We start from the raw sequence: 20,952 nt of genomic DNA, 5'->3' as shown, positions 1-20,952 counted from the left end.
TAGAATGGGTGCGCGCGGCACGGCTCGTGCCATTGACTGCTCAACAGGCTTTTTTTAACGATCCGGAGCATGGAGGTGTCATGAAACCATCCGAAGCCTTGCGTGCGCACCGCGCAGAAATCCGGCAAATCGTCGCGAGCCATCACGCGACCAATGCACGCGTGTTCGGGTCGGCAGCGCGCGCGGAAGACGACGAGGACAGCGATCTCGATTTGCTCGTCGATCCCACGCCGGAGACTACGCTCATCGATCTCGCACAAATCCAGTTGCGGCTCGAAGCGCTGCTGGGCGTCCGGGTGGACGTTCTCACGCCAAAGGCACTACCGGAAACCTTCCGGGCCCGCGTGGTCGCTGAATCGGTGCCTGTATGAGAAAAAAGGATCTGCGCACGCCGGACTACCTGCAACATATTCTTGATGCCATTGACGCATACGTACCTATACCGCGCCGCTTTCACGCGACAGCTTCGCGGCAACACCGATGGCTGTCGATGCAGTCCTGCGTAACATCACGATCATTGGCGAAGCCACGCGCAATATCACGCGTGGCGACCCGGATTTCGCGGCCGCGCATCCCGAGATACCTTGGGAGGCCATGTATGGCATGCGCAACCATGTGACACACGGATACTTCGTCGTGGATATCGACATAGTCTGGAGCACCGTGCAGTCGTATTTTCCAGGCCTTGAGCACAAGCTTTCACGGCTAACGCGCTCATAAAAAAGCGGCCTACATCAGGCCGCTTCCTCTCTCGCATCACTTGCGCTTGCTCTCCAGCTCTTCCCACCGCTCCAGCGCAACGAGCAGTTCTTCGTCGATCGCCGCGTAGCGTTGTGTGAGCCTCGCGCCTTCCTGCGCGTCCTTCGCGAAGATCGAACCGTCCTCCAGCTTCGCGCCGATGTCCTTCTGCTCCGTCTCCAGCGCCTCGATACGCCTGGGCAGCTCGTCCAGCTCGCGCTGCTCCTTGAACGAAAGCTTCACCGTGCGCTGGGCATTGCGCCCCGCCGCGCTGTCCTTCGGCGCGGCCGCCGCCGGCGCCGCTTCCTTCGGCGCACGCGCCTGGGCAATCTCCTGCGCCCGTGCGCTTTGCGTCTGCCAGTCGGTGAAGCCGCCCACGTACTCGCGCCAGCGCCCATCGCCCTCGGACGCGATCACCGAGGTCACCACGTTGTCGAGAAACGCGCGGTCATGGCTCACGAGCAGCACGGTGCCGTCGTAGTCGGTGAGCAGTTCTTCGAGCAGTTCCAGCGTCGGGATGTCGAGGTCGTTGGTCGGTTCGTCGAGCACCAGCACGTTCGCGGGCCGCGCAAAGAGCCGCGCGAGCAGCAGGCGATTGCGCTCGCCGCCCGAAAGCGACTTCACGGGCGAACGCGCGCGTTCGGGCGCGAACAGGAAGTCGCCCAGATAGCTCATCACGTGCTTCTTCGCGCCGTTGATCTCGACCCAGTCGCTGCCGGGGCTGATCGTATCGGCGAGGCTCTTTTCGAGGTCGAGCTGCGCGCGCATCTGGTCGAAATACGCCACTTGCAGGTTGGTGCCCACGCGAACCGTGCCTTCGTCGGGCTTCAGCTCGCCGAGGATCAGCTTCAGGAGCGTGGTCTTGCCCGCGCCGTTCGGCCCGACGAAACCGATCTTGTCGCCGCGCATCACCGTGGTCGAGAAGTTGTCGACGATCGTGCGAGCGCCATAGCACTTCGTGACATCCGTGAGCTCCGCGACGATCTTGCCGGACTTCTCGCCCTGCGCGACATCGAGCCGGACGTTGCCCTGCACGTTGCGGCGCTCCTCGCGCTCGTGGCGCATCTGCACGAGCCGTGCGATGCGGCCCACGCTACGCGTGCGGCGCGCCTCGACGCCCTTGCGGATCCACACTTCTTCCTGCGCGAGCAGCTTGTCGAACTTCTCGTTCTCCACGCGCTCGACTTCGAGCTGCTGCGCCTTGCGCTCCTGATACTGCGAGAAGTTGCCCGGATACGAGAGCAGCTTGCCGCGATCGAGCTCGACGATACGCGTGGCCACGCGGTCGAGAAATGCGCGGTCGTGGGTGATGAAGAGCAGGCTCGAGCGCTGCGCGACGAGCAGTTCCTCGAGCCAGCGGATGCCGTCGAAGTCGAGGTGGTTGGTCGGCTCGTCGAGCAACAGGATGTCGGGCTGCACCACGAGCGCGCGCGCGAGTGCGACGCGCTTTTGCATGCCGCCCGAGAGCGAGCCCACGCGCGCGTCGCCTGCCAGGCCGATCTGCGCGAGCGTCGTGGCGACGCGCGTGCGCCAGCTCCACGCGTCGGCGTGGTCGAGCGACGATTGCAGCGTGTTCATGCGCGCGAGCAGCGCGTCGTGCTCCGCGCCTTCGGGCGTGTCCGCGAGCCGGTGCGCGACCGCGTCGTATTCGTCGAGCAGCGCGCGCACGCCGGCGAGGCCGGACGCGACGGTGTCGAACACCGTGGCATCGGCGTCGAAGTCGGGCTCCTGCGGCACGTAGACGGTCGAGAGATTCTGCTGGCGCGTGACGAGGCCGTCGTCGGGCTTGGCGAGTTCGGCGACGATCGTCAGCAGCGACGACTTGCCAGCGCCGTTGCGGCCGATCAGCCCGACGCGCTCGCCGGCTTCGAGCGAAAAGTCCGCGTGATCGAGCAGCGCGACGTGGCCGAACGCCAGTTGCGCGCCGGTGATGGTGTAAAGCGACATGGATGGAATGCGATGCGTGCGATGGACCTGAAAGGGGGATTGTACCGGGGCGCGGAGCTTGGGCCGCGGAGGTCGGGCCGCGGAGGTCGGGCCGCGGAGGTCGGGCCGCGGAGGTCGGGCCGCGTAGGTCGGGCCGCGTAGGTCGGGCCGCGTAGGTCGGGTCGCGTAGGTCGGGTCGCGTAGGTCGGGTCGCGTAGGTCGGGTCGCGTAGGTCGGGGCGCGGAGATCGGGCCGCGTAGATCGGGGCGCGGAGATCGGGCCGCGCAGGTCGGGGCGCGTAGCTCGGGCCGCTCAGGTCGGGGCACGGAGCTCGGGGCGCGCAGACCGGACCGCGAGTCACGAGCGCCCTCGACCGTGACCCATTCACGCACCGGCACGCCAGCCGTTTTCCGGTAACATCGCGGGTCGCCCGGGCCGCCTTGAATCTATAAAGGGCCGTATTTGGGGCCACGCATCGAATCGACTAAACGAAGGACACGCTGTGAGCGAAGTAATCGAGTACAAGAGCTGGGTTTGCCTGATCTGCGGCTGGATCTACAACGAGGAAGAGGGTCTGCCGGACGAGGGCATCGCCGCCGGTACGCGCTTTGCGGATATCCCCGACGACTGGCGCTGCCCCTTGTGTGATGTCGGCAAGGCGGAATTCACCGTCGTCGAGTTTTGATCGCGCCGCGTCGCCCGAATCGCGCGACGGCTCGCCGCCACCGGGTAAAGTCGCGATAACGCAAGGACCCGAACCTGGAGGGAGTCGTCTTCGCGCCCCACACGTTTGCTATACTCTTGGCCCTGCGTCGCGATATGGCTCGGGCCCGCCAGGCCGAACCGCTTCGCGGCCGCTCCGCGCCATGACGGGTCACTTGGGAAACATGGCGATCGAACGGAGCAATGCTCGACCGCGCGCTCCCTGTAGTTCAATGGATAGAACAAGTGCCTCCTAAGCGCTAGATGCAGGTTCGATTCCTGCCAGGGGGACCAGCCGCCCCGGCCGCACAGGCCGGTTCGCGCATCCCCGGTCCCGTCCCTTCTGCGCGTTCGTGCCCCCTCTTTCCCGAAGGCTTTCCATGGACATCAACAAGCAAGTCGCCGCCCTCACCGCCTCCGAGCTGCAAACGGCCGGCGCCAGCCAGGCCACCGCCATCGCCGTGAGCGTGCTGCTGCGCCATCTCAACTCGCCTGAGCTCGCTCGTCAGCTGAGCGCGGCATTCGAGAACCATCAGGCCGTCATGCTGCAAACCCCCTGGCCCGAGCAGATGCTGAACGCCTTCGACGCGACGCGCCGCTTCCTCGAAAGCGCTGCCCAGGCGCCCGGCGTGACGCCCCCCGCCGCCGAATAAGCGGCGGCGCGAGGCGATCTGGCGCGCCCCTTGAGCGGCCAGGGTAAGTACCGAGCAAATTTCCCTAAAGGTACGACAGGAAGTGCCGTTATGGCCTTCATGGACTCCACGCGTCCCCTCCCCGCCGGTTATATGGTGTCGAACCTCATAGACCAGGATATCGCGCACATTCGTCGCGTGATGCCGCTGTCGCTCGCGGGCGACTTCGGGGGACCTATTCTCCCCGCGAGCTACTGGCGCCAGCGCCTGCATCGCCTGCTCGACACCGGCCACGTGAACAAAGGCCAACTGAGCGAAATCGACAGCCTGCTGCTCATCGTCGATTTGCACGAACTCAACGTCGCCTCGACCTCGCCGACCAGGCAGGCAAACGCCGGCTCACACTCCTGATTTCCTCCTGTTTTCGACGCGCCCGGGCGGCGCGGCCCACGCAACACAGCGGGAAGTCCTGGTGTCGCGGGTCGAGCATCGGTCATAATGTCCGCAAAAATACCCTAACGAGGACTCCGTGCTCACGGCCGAACCGAGAGACCTGCTCCAGCAGGCACGCAAGCGTTTCACGCAGCAGCAAATCGCCACGCACGTCGGCCGCGACGTGAAGACCATCCGGCGTTGGGAAAAAGGCGAAACGCCCTGCCCCGCCATGCTCGAAGCCGCGCTGCGCGAATTGCTGCACGGCGGCCCGCGCCAGCACGGCGGCGCGGCGCGCTTTCGCTTCATCGATCTGTTCGCCGGCATCGGCGGCATCCGCAAGGGATTCGAGGCGCATGGCGGCGAGTGCGTCTTCACGAGCGAATGGAATCCGTTCTCGCGCAAGACCTATCTCGAGAACTACGGCGAGGACCATCCGTTCATCGGCGACATCACGGCCGTCGACGCCGCCGACGTGCCGGACCACGACGTCCTGCTCGCGGGCTTTCCTTGCCAGCCGTTCTCGATCGCGGGCGTGAGCAAGAAGAACGCGCTCGGCCGCCCGCACGGCTTTGCGTGCACGACCCAGGGCACGCTGTTCTTCGACGTCGCGCGCATCATCGCCGAGAAGCGGCCCGCCGCGTTCCTGCTCGAGAACGTCAAGAACCTGATGTCGCACGATCGCGGCCGCACCTTCGACGTGATTCTCCAGGTGCTGCGCGACGAACTCGGCTATGACGTGCACTATCGCGTGATCGACGGGCGTCATTTCACACCGCAGCATCGCGAGCGCATCATCATCGTCGGGTTTCGCGAGCCGACCGCATTCTCGTGGGACGCATTGGCGCTGCCTGAAAACGGCCCGCGCCTTGCTTCGATCCTGCACCGCACCGACGGCCGCGAGCCGGTCCTGCCGTGGGACGGAGAGCGCTTCTTCGATCACGGCGAGCGCCGCGTGCAGTCAAAGTACACGCTCACGCCCGGCCTTTGGGCCTATTTACAGCAATACGCCGAAAAACATCGCGCGGCCGGCAACGGCTTCGGCTACGGGCTCGCGTTTCCCGACAGCGTCACGCGCACGCTGTCTGCGCGCTATCACAAGGACGGCTCGGAAATCCTCGTCTACCAGGGCGAAGGCGTGCGCCCGCGGCGCCTCACGCCGCGCGAGTGCGCGCGGCTCATGGGGCTGCCCGACACCTTCCGCATTCCGGTGAGCGACACTCAGGCATACCGCCAGTTCGGCAACAGCGTAGTGATGCCGGTGATGCGCGAAGTCGCGCGCGCGATGATGCCGCATCTGGATGCCCTGCTCGGCGCAAGGCACGACACGGCGCCCCTCGCGGACAATGCGGCGGCGGCAACCCCTGCCGCCGTTGCGAGTGTGGATAAACGCAGGATTGCGCCAAAAGCGGGGCCCAAAGCGGGGCGCAAACCCGCGCGCGCCGCGACGTCGCTGGCCACGGCGGGAGGCCGCTGAGCGGCGCGCGCCGCGGCCGAACGAAGCAAGGCTAAGGAGCGAGACTTCAGGCGATGGTGGACGTCGTCGATACAGCGACCCGCAGCCGGATGATGTCCGGCATACGCGGGCGCAACACCAGGCCCGAAACGCTGATTCGCAGTCTGCTGCATCGGCGCGGCTTTCGCTTTCGCCTGAACGTGCGCGAACTGCCCGGCCGCCCCGACATCGTGTTGCCGCGCCGGCGCGCCGTGATATTCGTGCACGGCTGCTTCTGGCACGGCCACAACTGCGCGCTCTTCAAGTGGCCGCAAACCCGCCCCGAGTTCTGGCGCGAGAAGATCGCGCGCAACCGCGTCAACGACGCCCGGGCGCTCGCCGCACTGGCGGCGCAGGGGTGGCGCGTGGCCGTAATCTGGGAATGCGCGTTGCGTGGCGCGCAGCACGATCCGCAGGCGGTCGTCGAGCGGCTCGCCGCGTGGCTCGAAGACGAGTCGTCCGCGTGGTTCGAGGCGCGCGCGTGAGGCGGCCCGCGCGGCCTGCACCGCTTGTGGCGCTGCGATGCTGCCGCTCGCGCGCAAGCCGCGCGGTGATAAACTCGCTCGACCGGCTGCGCTAGTCGCTTTGCCTGTTCGAACGCAAGTCGCGAACGCAAGTCGCGAACGCCTTTCGTTTGCGATGTCATCTATGCCGGCGCAACCGTCCCGCGAAGTCACGAGCAGTCACGAGCAGTCACGAGCAGTCACAAGCAGTCACAAGCAGTTCCAAAACGGAGGAGGCAACCGATGGCTGATTTCCGACTTTGGTCCGATGACTTTCCCAGCAACGGTTTCATGCCGAAGGCACAGGAGTTCGACGACCGTGCCTTCGGTGTCGACGGCGACAATGTCTCGCCCGCGCTGCAATGGGACGAGCCGCCCGCCGACACGCAAAGCTTCGCGCTCACCGTCTACGACCCGGACGCGCCCACGGGCAGCGGCTTCTGGCATTGGGTCGTGGTCAACATCCCCCCTGACGTACGCTCGCTCGCGCGCAACGCGGGCAGGGCCGACGGCAGCCTGCTGCCGCAGGGCGCGGTGCAGGTGCGCAACGACTATGGCACCGTGGGCTTCGGCGGCGCGGCGCCTCCGCGCGGCGACAAGCCGCATCGCTATATCTTCCGCGTGCATGCGCTCAAGGCCGCGCAATTGCCTGTCACACCGGAGACGACGAACGCCGTCGCGCGCTTCATGACGCACCTGAACGAAGTGGACTCGACCACCTACGTCGGGCTATATGAACTGAAATAATCCACGCCACAAGCAACAGCCAGGCAACGAACTAGCGCGAAACAACGCCAGAAAACCACAGCCAGCCGGCAGCGCCTCGCGACGATCCAGACACGGGGCGCGCCGCCTCTCCAGTCGATGCCCACGCTTTCCGAACTTTCCGCCGATTCCACCGCCGACGCCGAAACCGGCCTGCCCTTCCCACAACGCTATTACGCGATCCTCGTCGTCGCGCTCGGCATCACGCTTGCCGTGCTCGACGGCGCAATCGCCAACGTCGCCCTGCCGACCATCGCGCGCAACCTGCGCGCGAGCGCGGCAAGCTCGATCTGGATCGTCAACGCCTATCAACTTTCGGTGACCATCTCGCTGTTGCCGCTCGCCTCACTCGGCGACCGCATCGGCTACCGGCGCGTCTACCTCGCCGGCATGGCGCTCTTCACGGTCGCGTCGCTGGGCTGCGCGCTCGCCACCACGCTGCCCCAGCTCGCGCTCGCGCGCACGGTGCAGGGTTTCGGCGGCGCCGGGATCATGAGCGTGAACACCGCGCTCGTGCGCATGATCTATCCGCGCGCGCAGCTCGGGCGCGGCGTCGCGATCAACGCCATGGTTGTCGCGATCGCCTCGGCGGTCGGGCCGACGCTTGCTTCGGGCGTGCTCGCCATCGCGTCGTGGCCATGGCTCTTCGCGATCAACGTGCCGATCGGCATCGCCGCGTTCATGCTGGGAATGCGCGCGCTGCCCGTGAACGAACGGCATCCCGCGCCCTACGATTACCTGAGCGCCGTGCTCAACGCCATCGTGTTCGGCCTCCTGATCTTCGCCGTCGACGGCCTCGGCCACGGCGAGAGCAAGCGCCTCGTCGCGCTCGAATTCGTGGTCGCGATCGTGGTCGGCTGGTTCTTCGTGCGGCGGCAGCTCACCCAGCCAGCGCCGCTTTTGCCCGTCGATCTGCTCGCCAATCCCGTGTTCGCGCTGTCGATCAGCACCTCGGTGTGCTCGTTCTGCGCGCAGATGCTCGCGTTCGTCGCGCTGCCCTTCCTGCTGCAGGAGACGTTCGGCTTCTCGCAGGTCGACACGGGTCTGCTGATGACGCCCTGGCCGCTCGTCATCATCGGTGCCGCGCCGCTCGCGGGCGCCCTCTCCGACCGCTATCCGGCAGGCATGCTCGGCGGCATCGGGCTCGCGCTCTTCTCGGCCGGCCTGCTCTCGCTCGCCGCGCTCGGCGCCCATCCGACGGTGCTCGACATCTGCTGGCGCATGGCGCTTTGCGGCGCGGGCTTCGGCGTTTTTCAGTCGCCCAACAACCGGCAGATCCTCTCCTCCGCGCCGCGCGAGCGCAGCGGCGGCGCGAGCGGCATGCTCGGCACCGCGCGCCTCACCGGGCAAACGCTCGGCGCGGCGCTCGTCGCGCTCATCTTCGGCTTTGCGCCACAACAGGGACCGACCGTGGCGCTCTACGTGGCGACTGCCTTCGCCGCCGTCGCGGCCGTGGTGAGCCTGCTGCGGCTGATGCCGGGCACGGTGGCGCAAAGGCCGCGCTGAACGTGCAAGCACGCGCCCCCGCGAGAGCAGCCTAACTCTGCGCGTACGCAGGCACTAACATGGATTCAGGGCACGCCGCATTCGCGGCGTACCCGTTCCTTCCGTTTCCGGCGAGTCGAAATGCCGAACCGGCAAAGGACGATTCCCATGTCACTGATCGTCGCTGGTCGGTTCACGACCTTCCCCGCCGCCGAAGCCGCCGCGGAAAAGCTGTACGCCGGCGGCTTCCTCGAAGAGGACGTCAATCTGTTCTTCGTCAATCCGCGCGGCCAGCACGCGCGCCAGAGCGCGATGGCGGCCGCGCCGCCGCCAACGGCCGCCGCCGCGCGCTCGCATCACGCGCGCAATATCACCGCGGGCGCAGTGGCGGGCGCCGTGGTTGGCGTGGTGCTGTTCAGCGCATTTTCGGCGGCGCTCCCCTCGGTCGTGATCGCGGCCGGCGTGGGGGCCTGGATCGGCGCGCGCATCGGCGCGAGCGTGGGAGCGAAAGCCGCCGCGCAACAAGCTGCGGCACACCACGAGCGCGTGCATCGCGAGATGCGCAATGACGGCGTGCTGCTCACGGTTCACGTCTGCTACGAGAACCAGGATCTCGCCGCGCAATTGCTGCGCGACGCGGGCGCCGCCGACATCGAGCGTGCCTCGGGCCAATGGCATGACGGCCACTGGGCCGACTTCGACCCGACGCGCCCGCCGATGCCGTTTGCCGACCCACTCAGCCAGCGGGCCTGAACGCGCGCCGCGCCCGAAGCGGGCGCAAAAAAACGGCGGCCTGAAGGCCGCCGCGTGGAAACATTTGCGTCGAGGCAACGCTATGCGGTCGATGGCGCCTCGCGCCGCGCCATTGGCCTCACTACGGGCCTCACTACGGGCCTCACTGCGGGCCTCACTGCGCGCGCGCGGCGCGCGGGGCCGGTTCCGGTGCGGACGCGGACGCCACGGGCGATGGCGCGGACGCGGCGCCCGCCGGCGCAGCGGTGCGCGCCTTCGCCGTGACCGACGCCGCCGTTGCGACGCTGCGCAGGTCGGCGAGGAACGTATCGCGCCACACCGAAAGGTTGTTCTCGCGCAGCGACGCCATCATGTCGTTGTATCGCGAGACGCGCTCCGCGTGCGGCATGGAAAGCGCGCGCTCCAGCGCCTCGGCCGTCTGGTTCAGGTCGTAGGGGTTCACGACCAGCGCACCTGGCAACTGCTCGGCTGCGCCCGCGAACTGCGAGAGCACCAGCACGCCGGGGTCCTCGGGGTTCTGCGAAGCCACGTACTCCTTCGCGACGAGATTCATGCCGTCGCGCAGTGGCGCCACATAGCCCACCTGGGCCTCGCGAAACAGCGCCATTAGCAGATTGCGCTCGTACTTGCGGTTCAGGTACTGGATCGGCGTCCAGTCGAGCTGCGCGAACCGGCCGTTGATGCGGCCGGCCTCGCCTTCGAGATTGCGGCGGATCGTCTGGTAGGTCTGCACGTCGGAGCGCGTCGGCGGCGCGATCTGCAGCAGCGAGACGCGGCCGTGCCAGCCGGGCCCGTTCTGCAGCATGCGCTCGAACGCCTGGAACCGCTCGGCCAGGCCCTTCGAGTAATCGAGCCGGTCGACGCTCATGATCAGCTTGCGCCCGCGCATGGCCTCGCGCAGGCTGCGCACGGCCTTGCGGTCGGAGAACTGCGCCGATGCGCGGGCAATAGCGTCCGGATAGATGCCGATCGGGTAGGCGCCCACCTTCAGGAAGCGGTCCCACGCGTGGACCATGCCGTCGTCGCTCGCGGTGCCATGGCCGCCGCGCTCGATATAGTCGAGGAAGGCCTGGCGATCGGCGCCGGTCTGGAAACCGACCACGTCGTAGTGGCACATGAACTTGATGAGTTCCTCATGCGGCGGCACCGAGCGCAAGACCTCGGGCACCGGCAGCGGAATGTGGAGGAAGAAGCCGATCGGGTTCTTCACGCCGAGGTCGCGCAGGCAGCGGGCGAACGGAATCAGGTGATAGTCGTGCACCCAGATGATGTCATCCGGCTCGATGAGCGGCTGCAGCTGGCGCGCGAGCAAAACGTTCACGCGCAGGTAGCCGCCGTACTCCTGGCGCTCGTAGCGCGCGAGGTCGTTGCGGTAGTGGAACGTCGGCCACAGCGTCGTATTCGAGAAGCCCTTGTAATACTGGTCATAGTCACGCCGGGTAAGACTCACGGTCGCGTAGGTGACGCTGCCCTGCTGCTCGATGACGGGCGCGGAAGGTTCCGCGACGGTTTCGCCGCTCCAGCCGAACCATACCCCCCCGGTTTCCTTGAGCGCGTCCAGCACGCCGACTGCGAGACCGCCCGCTGCCGGGCGCCCCTCCTGGGTCGGCGCAACGCGATTCGATACCACGATCAGTCTGCCCATTGCGGCTCTACCTCCTGTTTCATTGGGTCCGAAGACAATGTCTCAAACAGGTACGCAAGACGCGTGCCGAAGTGGCAGGGTCTGGAGCAAAATTCTTTCTCCCAAGCGACAGCGCGAGCGAATTCCGCGCGCCGGCTGCGCGTTGGCGTAAAACCCCGATGATCTGTCAACCGGGAAACCGGGCCGGTTACCGCGCGCCGCGAGCGACGGTTCGCAGGCGATCAGGCGTCCTGTTCCGAACCGAGATCGCGCTGGTATTCGATCCCCTCGGCCCGCGCACCGCCCTGATTGTGCTCGCCGTCGGGCTGCACGCCGGGCGCGGCGCGATTCTGGCCCGCGGGGTCCGGCGCGACCGACGGCGGGGGGCTGTTCGTCTCTTGCGATTCGCGCGGGCTGCGCTTGCCCGTGTGTCGGGCGGAGCGGCGCAAAGCGGGATGTCTCATGTCGATGCCTCCAGCGGAAGGCGGCCACGCGGCCAGGCGTTTTTCTGGAGTCCAGGGTCCGCCGCATGGATTAGCCGGTAAAAATGGCGAAGCATTTGTAACTAGTACATAAAAGCCATTCGCTCTACTGCCTTGTCCCCAAATGCCTGGTGAACACGGTCATTGCAAGCGCGACGACGGTCGAGGCGACATCGCCGGCCGAGTTCATCGGACGTACCGAACGGACTCGCCTGATCGCAAGCACCGAAATCGAGAGGAGATCGAACGGTGGAATCGGGCCGCCGTGTGCGGCGCTTCACCGGGCTGCGCCGGGGGATCGCCGATGGGCGGCACATCGGGCTCGCCGGGCTCATCCGGAGGCTCGTCGGGCTGCGGCGTATGCGCGAGCCAGGGCGTCACACGGACGGCATCACAAGATAGGCAGCTCGGCATCTTTCGCTCCTCGTCGATGGACGCGAAACTCACACTGCAAGCGTCGTACCGCCAGCGCCGATGTGCCGCGCCGGCGCACCCGCGTTTGCCGCTCAGGCGCCGGCTACGCGCGCGGGCGTATCGCCCTTGCCGGCGCTCTCGTTGCCATATTCCACAAGCCGGTTATAGAGCGTTTTCAGACTGATGCCGAGAATTTCTGCCGCGCGCGTCTTCACGCCGCCGCACTGTTCGAGCGTCGCGAGAATGAGTTGGCGATCGGCGTCGGCGAGCGAGGTTCCGAACGGAATCGTGACCGCGGTGCCCGCAATCGGCTTCGAGAGCGAGATCTGCAGCGGCACCGTGGCCGTGTAGTCGCCATCGTTGCCCGACATGATGTGCGCGCGCTGCACGTAGTTCTTCAGTTCGCGCACGTTGCCGGGCCAGGGATAGGTCGCCAGCATCTCGCGCACGGCCGCGGGAAACTGCTTCTTCGTGCCGTGGCGTTCGTTCAGTTCGTCGAGGAACGCCTGGGCGAGCAGTTCCACGTCCTTGCCGCGTTCTCGTAGCGGCGGCAGGCTGATCGGAAACACGTTCAGACGGTGATAGAGATCGAGACGCAGCTTGCCTTCCGCCACGGCGTCCTCGGGGTCGCGATTGGTCGCCGCGATGAGGCGCACGTCGGTCTCGATTTCCTTCGTCGTCCCCACGCGCATGAACATGCCCGTTTCGAGGACACGCAGCAGCTTCACCTGCAGTTCGATCGGCATCTCGGTGATTTCGTCGAGGAATAGCGTGCCGCCGTTCGCGCGCTCGAAATAGCCTTTGTGCTGGCGCTCGGCGCCCGTGAACGACCCACGCTCGTGGCCGAACATCTCGGACTCGATCAGGTTCGGCGAAATCGCCCCGCAGTTCACCGCGAGGAATTCGTGCTTGCGGCGCAGGCTCAACTGATGGATGGTCTGCGCGGCCACTTCCTTGCCGGTGCCCGACTCGCCCACCAGCATGACCGAGGCTGGCGTGGGCGCGACACGGCTGATCTGGTCGTACACCTCCTGCATGGTCGACGAATTGCCGAGCATCAGACCGAAGCGCCCCATGCGGCGCAACTCGCCGCGCAGGGTGCCGATTTCCGCCTTGAGATCGCCCGCGCGCGGCAGGCGGTTCAGAATCGCCTTCACGCGCTGGAGGTTGATCGGTTTGACGAGGTAATCGATGGCGCCGGACTTGAGCGCATCGACCGCGGTCTCGACGCTCGCGTGACCGGTGATGACAACGAGCTCCACGCCCGAACGCGGATCGAGATCCTCGAAGAGGTCGGTACCGCTGCCGTCGGGCAGCTTCAGGTCGGTGAAAACCACGTCCGGCATCTGCCGCACGAGCTGGATGCGCGCCTCGCGCAGGTCGCCTGCCTGCGCGGTGGTGAGCCCATCTTCGCTCACCACGGCCGCCAGCGCCTCGCGGGTTTGTGCATCGTCATCGACAATCAATACATGTGGCATCGCGTCTCGTCAGCCTTGATAGGTGAATGGTTCCAGAGCGCGAGCGCCGCGCCCTTCGCAAGCGCGCCGGACAGGGCTGCCCGGCGCCGCGGAAGTCGCGGCGCAGGAAAGTGCGCTGCAATGGAATACGAAACGGTCGGACGCACGCCCAAGCCGGCAAGAACGTAAGTACGCGCGGTTTTGCTACATGGGAGCAACAATACCGCTAGCCGCTGGCAGCCCGAACCTCGATTGTTGTTGACCTGACCATTATAGACATATTCGAAAGGGGCGCGGACACCGCTCTCGCGCCGCGGTCCTGGCCCCCTAACTATGCGGAAACGGCCACGGCAAACCGGCCGCACCGTTGCCACTGCTGCTCGCATCGCTGCTTGCGCCGCCTGCCAGCCCTCCCTTCATGCCGCTTTTCTGCGCGCCTGCCGCGCCGGCGGCCATGGTCGTTTCGGGATCCAGGTCGCTATCCGTCGTATCGGCGAGCGAGCCCCCCTCGCCTTCCCAGCGGCTCAAGTCGCGATAAAACGATTGCCGTTGCGTGCGGTGGCGTTGCGAGAAGCGCCAGGCCAGCATGCCCGCCATGGCACCCAGCGCGCCCACGGTCATCCAGGTTCCTACGAACCCGCTGCGGTTCTTCGACATTTCGCTCTCTCCCCAGGTACGCCTCGTCAAAGACGGAAGACGCGTATTGAACAGAATCGCATCGCCCGAAGCGTAGCCGATGCGCCGCCCTGTCAACGAAGACGGCGCGAACCTCTGCGAGTTCCGCAGCAGGATGCGTGCCACGCACGCTCGCGCTCGTGCCACCCCCTCTGCCGGCTCGGACAAAACAGCGGATAAATCGGCGCCAGGACCCATTGAAAACGACGTTGAGCCGCTGGGAAAGCCACTGCACGGCGCGCCTTCGGCCGGCGCGCCGTGTGCATGTCCATTGCCCAGTCCTGCACGGCAGTGGTTAAATGCTTACGAGATGCCATCCCGAGGCCGTCGGATCGGCAAGCTTCGCATCTGTCCTGGACGGCCAGCCCCGGATCCCAGGGTCGTTCGCCAATTCGCGCAGCGATGCGCGGCCGCGACAGCGCGCGCAGGCGAACGCCCGCACTACCTTTGCAGGACGACAACCCCTATGGCGTCAATCGAGCCGGGCTCGCCCGCCGCCAAGAGAAACAGCGGAAACAGCGGAATCAGCGGGACCAGTGGTCATAGCGTGCGGGACGCCGAAGAGCGCGTCGCAGGATTGCAGTCGTACGGTCTGCTGTACGGCTCGTCCGCCGTCATGCTGGAACTCTATGCGCAGATCGAACGCGTGGCCGTGACGGAGGCCACGGCGCTCATCGTCGGCGAATCGGGCACGGGCAAGGAACTCATCGCCCGCACGATCCACGCACAGAGCGAGCGCCGCGACGGGCCGTTCATCGCGGTGAACTGCGGCGCGATTCCCGACGAGCTGATCGAAGCCGAGCTCTTCGGCCACGAGAAAGGCAGTTTCACGGGCGCCATCCAGGCGCGCGAAGGACACTTCGAACATGCGCGCGGCGGCACGCTGTTCCTCGACGAGATCACCGAGATGTCGCTGCTGCATCAGGTGAAGCTGCTGCGCGCGCTCGAAACCGGCGAGTACTTTCCGGTGGGCGGCAACGAGGCGATTCTCGGCGACGTGCGCATCATCGCCGCGACCAACCGCGATCCCGTCATGGCCGTGAAGGAAAACTGCCTGCGCGAAGACTTGATGTACCGGCTCGCCGTGTTTCCGCTGCGCGCGCCGCCGCTGCGCGAGCGCGAGCGCGACCGCGAGCTGCTCGCCCAGCACTTTCTCACCGAACTCAACGAGCAGGAAGGCACGCAAAAAGCCTTCAGCAAGCGTGCGCTCGAAACCGTGCGCAACTGGTCGTGGCCCGGCAACGTGCGCGAATTGAAGAACGCCGTGTACCGCGCCTTCATCCTCGCGGAAAAGGTCGTGGAGATCGCGCATCCGCAACTCGTGCCGCGCGTGAAGAAGCCCGTGACCCAGGGCGACGCGATGAGCGTCTGGATCGGCACGCCGCTCGCCGATGCGCAAAAGCAGATCATCCTCGGCACGCTCAAGTATTGCGGCGGCGACAAGCGGCTCGCGGCGCGCACACTGGGCGTGAGCCTCAAGACGCTCTATAACCGGCTGGGCAGTTACGGCGCCGACGAAGGCGACACCGAAGCGCCGGGCGAGCCGGACGCGAACGAAGCCTGACCCCTCCCATGCCTGTGCGCCGGCGGCTTGCGCGGCGCGATCGGTTCGTCGGCGTCCGTCGGCAACAAAAGCGCTACGCGGTGGCGCCAATCAAAGATTGGGCTACCGCGCACGCACTTTTGCAATTCCTTGCACTTCCCCTATCCCCGTTAGCAATCCTATGCTGCACAATCCGCAGCACTCAAACAGGCATAAAAGGTGCTGGACGTCCGCTCGAGCGGTGTCGACCGGCGAGCGGCAGGGAATCATCATGCAAGAACGGAGTGCTCGGGCGCGGATCGCGCCATCGGTGATGGGAGCGGTCGACGAAGTGGTTGCCTGTGCGCGGCCGCAGCAAAGCTCCGCGGCTCCCCCGCGCCGGCGACGGACCCTGTCGCTCACGCTGCTCGCCGCCGCGGCGAGTCTCGCGTGCTCGGCATGCACGTCTCTCTACTCCGAAACCGCGCAAACGGGTGCGGGCATCGCCGGCGCGGCGGTTGCATCGAAGGTGACGAACAACGCCGCCGTGGCGACCGGCATCGGCCTTGGCGCCGTCGCCGCCGCGCGGGCCGGCGTCCAGTACTCCGAGCGCGTCGTCCATCGCAACACCCAGAACAGCATTGCGAGGGCGGCAGGCCCGCTCGAAGTCGGCGCGGTCGCGCCATGGTCGATTACGCACTCGTTCCCGATCGAGGACGACGAGCACGGCCGCGTCACGGTGAGCCGCACGATCAGCAGCGGCGCGCTCGACTGCAAGGAGATCGTGTTCTCCGTCGATCACGAGGCCACGAAAGACAGGCCCGCTTCGAGCGCCTTCTTCGTCGCCTCCGTGTGCCGCGATGGCGACAACTGGAAATGGGCGTCCGCCGAACCCGCCACCGACCGCTGGGGCGCGCTGCAATGACCCGCATCGACGCGTGCGCGAAGCGTGCACGGCGCGCAGCGAGGAATCCGTCGCCGCCGCGCCCTGCCAAGCTCATCGTCCTCGCCGCGCTTTGCGCGGGTGTCGCGCTCGGCGCGAGCGGCTGTTCGTCGATCGGCGCCGCGAGCGGCGCAGCGGCAGCGGCGGCCACCGGCATCGTCACGGCGAATCCCGCCGTGGGCATCGGCGTGGGCATTGCGGTGCAGGCCGCCACGGACGCAGCCGTCGGCCGCTACATGAAGGGAATGCACGCAGATCAGCAGGAACGGATCGCCGAGACGGTCGGCCGCCTGCCTGTGGGAGGCATGGATATCTGGCGCGTCAAACATCAGTTGCCCGTGGAGAACGGTCACGGTCAGGTGCGCGTGACGCGCGCGTTCGCGAACGCGCTCACGCTCTGCAAGGAGTTCGCGTTCTCGGTGCAGGACGGCGATTCGGGCAACGCGCCCGAGCAGTGGTACACCGCCACGGCGTGCCAGGACCAGTCGGGCTGGAAATGGGCCACGGCCGAGCCCGCGGTGGAGCGCTGGGGCACGCTGCAGTAGCGCAGACAAGCAAACGAAAAACGGTCGCCTCGGCGACCGTTTTTCAATGTTGCTCGCGCGGCAAGATGCGCAATGTTCAGGACTCCACGTCTTCGAGACTGAAGATTTCAGACTGGTCGTTGTAGGAGAAGATCTCGCCATAACGGCCCCAGTCGATCACGGTGTCGAGCGTTTCTTCGGCGGCGCCGTCGGAGAGAAAGTCCTCCAGCTCCTGCTCGAAGCGCACGCGCGGCGCGCGGTGGCCCGGACGCTCGTTGAGCACCTTCTTGATCCGCGCCGCGAGCGGCACGTGGCGCAGCAGATGCTCGGCGAACATCATCTTGCGCTCCTGCGTGCCGAATTCCGCGAACACGCGAGCGGGCGGCGTGAGCAGCACGTCGCCTTCGCGCACGTCGGCAAAACCGAGGTTCTGCAGCACTTCGGCGATCGGGAACAGGTCGTCCACCTCCAGATGCAGCGAGCGCGCGATTTCCGGCATGTCGGCGCGGCCGTGATACGGCGCGGCCGCCAGCGTCTCGATCAGACCGGCCATCAGGTTGGTCGACACGCGCGGCAGCCAGCTGCCGAGCTCGAGCCCCTTCTTCTGGGTCTCACCGGTCTGGCGCGCGGTCATCTTCGCGTAGATGTCGTCCACGAGCTTGCGGAACACCGGGTCGAGACGGTTGCGCGGATGCTTGAACGGCACCTTGATCTCGGCGACCACGCGCCCCGGATTCGACGACAAGACGAGAATGCGGTCGCACATGAACACCGCTTCCTCGATGTTGTGCGTGACGATCAGCACCGACTTGATCGGCAGACGGCCTTGCGTCCAGAGGTCCAGCAAATCGGTACGCAGCGTTTCGGCGGTCAGCACGTCCAGCGCCGAGAACGGCTCGTCCATGAGCATCAGCATCGGGTCGACCACGAGCGCGCGCGCAAAGCCCACGCGCTGACGCATGCCGCCCGAAAGCTCGCGCGGGTAGGCGTTTTCGAAGCCGTCCAGACCGATCAGGTCGATGGCCGCCAGCGCGCGTTCGCGCCGCTCGCGCGCGCCCACGCCCTGCGCTTCGAGACCCGCTTCCACGTTCTGCAGTACGGTGAGCCACGGGAACAGCGCGAACGTCTGGAACACCATCGCCACGCCCTCGGCCGGTCCTTCGAGCGGCTTGCCGCGCCAGGTGACGTCGCCGGAGGTCGGCGAGATCAGGCCTGCGATGATGCGCAGCAGCGTGGACTTACCCGAGCCGGAACGGCCCAGCAGCCCGACGATTTCGCCCTCGCGCAGCGAGAGGTTGGCGTCGTCGAGCACGAGCAGTTCGCCCTGGGTCTTGTTGAAGCCCCGGCACACGTCCTTCACGTTGAGGATTTCCTCGCCGAGGCGCGGCGGGTTTGGAGCCGTCAGCACATCGCCGTGGGCGGCGCTCAGCGTCTTTGGGTTTTGCATCGCGTTACCTTCGATCTTTCGTTGTTCGGTCAGTCGAGCCGCAAACGGGACTCGGCGTACGTGTACATCGGGCGCCAGATCAGGCGATTGAACAGTGTGACGAACAGCGACATCACGGCAATGCCGAGAATGATCTTCGGATAGTCGCCGGCTGCGGTCGTCTGTGCGATGTACGCGCCGAGGCCATGCGCGACGACCCTGGTGTCACCCCACTGCACGAACTCGGAGACGATGCTCGCATTCCACGCGCCGCCCGAGGCCGTGATGGCGCCCGTGATGTAGTACGGGAAAATGCCCGGCAGCATCGCCTGCTTCCACCATTGCCATCCGCGGATGCGGAAATTCTTCGCCGCTTCCTTGTAGTCGTTCGGATAGGCGGTGGCCCCTGCGATCACGTTGAACAGGATATACCACTGCGTGCCGAGCACGATCAGCGGCGAGAGCCAGATGTCCGGGTTCAGATGAAAGCGCACGATCACGATCACGAACACCGGAAACAGCAGGTTGGCGGGAAACGCGGCCAGAAATTGCGCGAGCGGCTGGATCTTCTCGGCCAGCGCCGGGCGCAGGCCGATCAGCACGCCGAGCGGCACCCAGATCACCGAGGCGACCGCGATCAACAGCGCCACGCGCAACAGGGTGATGAGGCCGAGCGCGAGCACGTGCCAGACTTCGTCGAGCGTGACGCCGGTGCGCACGTAGGCTACCACTCGCCACACCACGAACACGGTCAGCGCGATCACGAGCACGGCCCACACGGCGTCGCCGATGCGCGCGCGCAAACCGCTGCGGCCGCCGGCAAGCGGCGCCATGCGCGAGACGTTCGGAAACGCCGGCAGCTTCAGCGGAATGCGCGCGGCCTTGGCGAACAGCCAGCCCACCGGCACCAGGAACTGGTTGATCAAATGGGTGCGGCGCACCAGGTCGAGCAGCCACGATTCAGGCGCATTGCCGGAGCTCGTGGTCTCCATGCGGAACTTGTCGGCCCAGGCCACGAGCGGACGGAACAGCAATTGATCGTAGGCGAGGATCACCACGGTCATCGCGAGAATCACCCAGCCCACGGCGTGCAGGTTCTTGTCCGAAATCGCCTGTGCCAGATAAGCGCCAACGCCCGGCAGCGTAATCGTGTTGTTGCCCACCGTGATCGCCTCGGAGGCCACCACGAAGAACCAGCCGCCCGACATCGACATCATCATGTTCCAGATGAGGCCCGGCATCGAGAACGGCACTTCGAGCTTCCAGAAACGCTGCCAGCCCGTCAGGTGGAAGCCGCGCGAAACTTCATCGAGGTCGCGCGGCACCGTGCGCAGCGACTGGTAGAAGCTGAACGTCATGTTCCAGGCCTGGCTCGTCCAGATTGCGAAGATCGCGGCAAGCTCGGCGCCGAGCACGCGCGAGGGAAAGAGCGCGAGGAAAAACGTGACCGTGAACGAGATGTAGCCGAGCACCGGCACCGACTGCAGGATGTCGAGAATCGGCACGAGCACCATGCCCGCCCGGCGGCTCTTCGCGGCGAGCGTGCCGTACGCGAGCGTGAACAGGAGCGAGGCGACCATCGCCGCGAGCATGCGCAGCGTGGTCCGCAGCGCATACTCGGGCAGCCTCGCCGGGTCGAGCGAGATGGCCTCGGTCTTGAGCGTCGAGATCGGCGCCATCGTCTCGTGAAAGCCCACGGCCGCCATCGCGATCAGGCCGATGATGAGCGGGAACGCCACGAAGTCCCAGCGGTTGGGCAGCACGCGCCACGCCGAGGCGTTGGCCGTGCGGTTCAGGTTGAAGCCGAACTCCATTTAGACGCCCTCCGCGCCGGGATTCAGAAAAGCGGACGCCAGGGCGCCGGTGCATCCGGACAGGCGTTGCGCGCGCCGCGCGGATCGCGGATCGAAAAAGGCAAGACGCATGAACACAGAATCTCGTTGGCGTTGATGACACGGCGACGACGCCGCGCAAGCGGGCCCCGCCCCGACTGCCGCATGGCGACCGGGCTTGCCCCGATTGAAACGGCACGACACTACTACAACCTTCATGACACTCACAACCGCGCCCCGCGTCGCACTAAAGCCTGGCGACATGGACTTTCGAAACGCTTTCGCAGGTCTTCCCTGCGCCTTGCGGAACCGCTCGCGCGGCCACTGCACGACATCGTGATGACGCAACGATGACGCCTTGATGACACGGCGGCGCCTGCCTCATCGAGGCCGCCGGCGCCAGAGGGCGTCGCTTGCGCGCCACACGCCGTGCATCGGCGCGAAACTCGCCCTGACCACGCCCGTGTCCACTCCCCGGCGCAGATGCCCGTGTATGGCCGCGTTCACGGCATGCGGCGCGCATGACGGCGGCCTGCGCGCGCCTTTGCGCCTTCGCGCGCCGCCTCGCCACGCCGCCTGGCCGCTTGGAGCGCGAGGTCGCCAGCCCGTTTCGAGGGGTAAA

General features: G+C 66.5%; 20 protein-coding genes and 1 tRNA gene. 14 read left to right on the top strand and 7 right to left on the bottom strand.

The window, feature by feature from the left end; all coding sequences use genetic code 11:
- Positions 1–80 precede the first annotated feature (80 nt).
- Together VSR34_RS17020 and VSR34_RS17015 are read left to right on the top strand one after the other, a co-directional pair.
- Entirely contained in the window at positions 81–371 is a 291-nt protein-coding gene (locus VSR34_RS17020; protein WP_028210497.1) for a nucleotidyltransferase domain-containing protein, read from the top strand.
- Positions 372–480: 109 nt separating this feature from the next.
- On the top strand, positions 481–720 hold the full coding sequence (locus tag VSR34_RS17015; RefSeq protein ID WP_342962998.1) for a HepT-like ribonuclease domain-containing protein: 240 nt from the start codon (positions 481–483) through the stop codon (positions 718–720).
- A gap of 36 nt (positions 721–756) precedes the next feature.
- Here VSR34_RS17015 and VSR34_RS17010 read toward each other — a convergent pair whose 3' ends face one another.
- Complete coding sequence (locus tag VSR34_RS17010) at positions 757–2,685, bottom strand: ATP-binding cassette domain-containing protein (RefSeq protein WP_342962997.1); 1,929 nt, start codon at positions 2,683–2,685, stop codon at positions 757–759.
- A gap of 481 nt (positions 2,686–3,166) precedes the next feature.
- Between VSR34_RS17010 and VSR34_RS17005 the strand changes: the two genes are divergently transcribed.
- From VSR34_RS17005 to VSR34_RS16965, 9 genes are all read left to right on the top strand, one after another.
- Complete coding sequence (locus VSR34_RS17005) at positions 3,167–3,349, top strand: rubredoxin (RefSeq protein ID WP_028210499.1); 183 nt, start codon at positions 3,167–3,169, stop codon at positions 3,347–3,349.
- A 236-nt stretch (positions 3,350–3,585) separates the two neighbouring features.
- Positions 3,586–3,660: transfer RNA gene (locus VSR34_RS17000), tRNA-Arg, on the top strand.
- Between the two features lie 86 nt (positions 3,661–3,746).
- Positions 3,747–4,019: a hypothetical protein gene (locus VSR34_RS16995; RefSeq protein WP_028210500.1), complete on the top strand. Its 273-nt coding sequence runs from the start codon at positions 3,747–3,749 to the stop codon at positions 4,017–4,019.
- Positions 4,020–4,109: 90 nt separating this feature from the next.
- Entirely contained in the window at positions 4,110–4,409 is a 300-nt protein-coding gene (locus VSR34_RS16990; RefSeq protein ID WP_238327653.1) for a hypothetical protein, read from the top strand.
- Between the two features lie 118 nt (positions 4,410–4,527).
- Complete coding sequence (gene dcm / locus VSR34_RS16985; RefSeq protein ID WP_342962996.1) at positions 4,528–5,907, top strand: DNA (cytosine-5-)-methyltransferase; 1,380 nt, start codon at positions 4,528–4,530, stop codon at positions 5,905–5,907.
- 53 nt (positions 5,908–5,960) lie between these two features.
- Entirely contained in the window at positions 5,961–6,410 is a 450-nt protein-coding gene (locus VSR34_RS16980) for a very short patch repair endonuclease (RefSeq protein ID WP_028210501.1), read from the top strand.
- Positions 6,411–6,671: 261 nt separating this feature from the next.
- Positions 6,672–7,175 (top strand): YbhB/YbcL family Raf kinase inhibitor-like protein, encoded by a 504-nt coding sequence (locus VSR34_RS16975; RefSeq protein WP_028210502.1) that lies wholly within the window; start codon positions 6,672–6,674, stop codon positions 7,173–7,175.
- A 117-nt stretch (positions 7,176–7,292) separates the two neighbouring features.
- A complete protein-coding gene (locus VSR34_RS16970; protein ID WP_342962995.1) occupies positions 7,293–8,699 on the top strand; it encodes an MFS transporter in 1,407 nt (468 codons plus the stop codon).
- Between the two features lie 147 nt (positions 8,700–8,846).
- Positions 8,847–9,431 (top strand): hypothetical protein, encoded by a 585-nt coding sequence (locus VSR34_RS16965; protein WP_028210504.1) that lies wholly within the window; start codon positions 8,847–8,849, stop codon positions 9,429–9,431.
- A gap of 154 nt (positions 9,432–9,585) precedes the next feature.
- Here the strand turns inward: VSR34_RS16965 and otsA are convergent, their stop codons facing one another.
- The 4 genes from otsA to VSR34_RS16945 form a co-directional block, all read right to left on the bottom strand.
- A complete protein-coding gene (gene otsA / locus VSR34_RS16960; protein ID WP_342962994.1) occupies positions 9,586–11,076 on the bottom strand; it encodes an alpha,alpha-trehalose-phosphate synthase (UDP-forming) in 1,491 nt (496 codons plus the stop codon).
- Between the two features lie 221 nt (positions 11,077–11,297).
- Complete coding sequence (locus VSR34_RS16955) at positions 11,298–11,519, bottom strand: hypothetical protein (protein ID WP_028210505.1); 222 nt, start codon at positions 11,517–11,519, stop codon at positions 11,298–11,300.
- A gap of 524 nt (positions 11,520–12,043) precedes the next feature.
- Positions 12,044–13,429, bottom strand: coding sequence for a sigma-54 dependent transcriptional regulator (locus VSR34_RS16950; RefSeq protein ID WP_342962993.1), 1,386 nt, complete (start codon positions 13,427–13,429; stop codon positions 12,044–12,046).
- 306 nt (positions 13,430–13,735) lie between these two features.
- A complete protein-coding gene (locus VSR34_RS16945) occupies positions 13,736–14,065 on the bottom strand; it encodes a hypothetical protein (RefSeq protein WP_342962992.1) in 330 nt (109 codons plus the stop codon).
- Positions 14,066–14,549: 484 nt separating this feature from the next.
- On the opposite strand from VSR34_RS16945, the gene VSR34_RS16940 reads away from it, so the two are divergent.
- The 3 genes from VSR34_RS16940 to VSR34_RS16930 all read left to right on the top strand — a co-directional run bounded on the left by VSR34_RS16940 (position 14,550) and on the right by VSR34_RS16930 (position 17,093).
- Positions 14,550–15,647: a sigma-54 dependent transcriptional regulator gene (locus tag VSR34_RS16940; protein ID WP_028210507.1), complete on the top strand. Its 1,098-nt coding sequence runs from the start codon at positions 14,550–14,552 to the stop codon at positions 15,645–15,647.
- 250 nt (positions 15,648–15,897) lie between these two features.
- Positions 15,898–16,530 carry a hypothetical protein gene (locus VSR34_RS16935; RefSeq protein WP_342962991.1) on the top strand — a complete coding sequence of 211 codons (633 nt, stop codon included), beginning with the start codon at positions 15,898–15,900 and terminating at the stop codon, positions 16,528–16,530.
- Complete coding sequence (locus tag VSR34_RS16930; protein WP_028210509.1) at positions 16,527–17,093, top strand: hypothetical protein; 567 nt, start codon at positions 16,527–16,529, stop codon at positions 17,091–17,093. The genes VSR34_RS16935 and VSR34_RS16930 overlap by 4 nt, the downstream gene beginning before the upstream one ends.
- Positions 17,094–17,169: 76 nt before the next feature.
- Here VSR34_RS16930 and VSR34_RS16925 read toward each other — a convergent pair whose 3' ends face one another.
- The gene (locus tag VSR34_RS16925; RefSeq protein WP_028230595.1) at positions 17,170–18,519 is read right to left on the bottom strand and encodes a nitrate/sulfonate/bicarbonate ABC transporter ATP-binding protein; all 1,350 of its coding nucleotides are present in this window, start codon (positions 18,517–18,519) and stop codon (positions 17,170–17,172) included.
- Positions 18,520–18,548: 29 nt separating this feature from the next.
- Entirely contained in the window at positions 18,549–20,312 is a 1,764-nt protein-coding gene (locus VSR34_RS16920; protein WP_342962990.1) for an ABC transporter permease subunit, read from the bottom strand.
- Positions 20,313–20,952: the final 640 nt, after the last annotated feature.

Origin of the sequence: Paraburkholderia sp. JHI2823 (genome assembly GCF_038900695.1) — a bacterium.
Taxonomy (GTDB): Bacteria; Pseudomonadota; Gammaproteobacteria; order Burkholderiales; family Burkholderiaceae; genus Paraburkholderia; species Paraburkholderia mimosarum.
This window is presented reverse-complemented; position numbering and strand designations above follow the sequence as displayed.

What these genes read in the sequence shown, in the direction of transcription:
- VSR34_RS17010 (WP_342962997.1), bottom strand. Translation starts at nt 2,685, where the DNA reads ATGTCGCTTTACACCATCACCGGCGCGCAACTGGCGTTCGGCCACGTC.
- VSR34_RS16975 (WP_028210502.1), top strand. Translation starts at nt 6,672, where the DNA reads ATGGCTGATTTCCGACTTTGGTCCGATGACTTTCCCAGCAACGGTTTC.
- VSR34_RS16995 (WP_028210500.1), top strand. Translation starts at nt 3,747, where the DNA reads ATGGACATCAACAAGCAAGTCGCCGCCCTCACCGCCTCCGAGCTGCAA.
- VSR34_RS16970 (WP_342962995.1), top strand. Translation starts at nt 7,293, where the DNA reads ATGCCCACGCTTTCCGAACTTTCCGCCGATTCCACCGCCGACGCCGAA.
- VSR34_RS16925 (WP_028230595.1), bottom strand. Translation starts at nt 18,519, where the DNA reads ATGCAAAACCCAAAGACGCTGAGCGCCGCCCACGGCGATGTGCTGACG.
- VSR34_RS17015 (WP_342962998.1), top strand. Translation starts at nt 481, where the DNA reads ATGGCTGTCGATGCAGTCCTGCGTAACATCACGATCATTGGCGAAGCC.
- VSR34_RS16930 (WP_028210509.1), top strand. Translation starts at nt 16,527, where the DNA reads ATGACCCGCATCGACGCGTGCGCGAAGCGTGCACGGCGCGCAGCGAGG.
- otsA (WP_342962994.1), bottom strand. Translation starts at nt 11,076, where the DNA reads ATGGGCAGACTGATCGTGGTATCGAATCGCGTTGCGCCGACCCAGGAG.
- VSR34_RS17020 (WP_028210497.1), top strand. Translation starts at nt 81, where the DNA reads ATGAAACCATCCGAAGCCTTGCGTGCGCACCGCGCAGAAATCCGGCAA.
- VSR34_RS16945 (WP_342962992.1), bottom strand. Translation starts at nt 14,065, where the DNA reads ATGTCGAAGAACCGCAGCGGGTTCGTAGGAACCTGGATGACCGTGGGC.
- VSR34_RS16980 (WP_028210501.1), top strand. Translation starts at nt 5,961, where the DNA reads ATGGTGGACGTCGTCGATACAGCGACCCGCAGCCGGATGATGTCCGGC.
- VSR34_RS16935 (WP_342962991.1), top strand. Translation starts at nt 15,898, where the DNA reads ATGCAAGAACGGAGTGCTCGGGCGCGGATCGCGCCATCGGTGATGGGA.
- VSR34_RS16990 (WP_238327653.1), top strand. Translation starts at nt 4,110, where the DNA reads ATGGCCTTCATGGACTCCACGCGTCCCCTCCCCGCCGGTTATATGGTG.
- VSR34_RS16955 (WP_028210505.1), bottom strand. Translation starts at nt 11,519, where the DNA reads ATGAGACATCCCGCTTTGCGCCGCTCCGCCCGACACACGGGCAAGCGC.
- VSR34_RS16950 (WP_342962993.1), bottom strand. Translation starts at nt 13,429, where the DNA reads ATGCCACATGTATTGATTGTCGATGACGATGCACAAACCCGCGAGGCG.
- VSR34_RS16920 (WP_342962990.1), bottom strand. Translation starts at nt 20,312, where the DNA reads ATGGAGTTCGGCTTCAACCTGAACCGCACGGCCAACGCCTCGGCGTGG.
- VSR34_RS16965 (WP_028210504.1), top strand. Translation starts at nt 8,847, where the DNA reads ATGTCACTGATCGTCGCTGGTCGGTTCACGACCTTCCCCGCCGCCGAA.
- VSR34_RS16940 (WP_028210507.1), top strand. Translation starts at nt 14,550, where the DNA reads ATGGCGTCAATCGAGCCGGGCTCGCCCGCCGCCAAGAGAAACAGCGGA.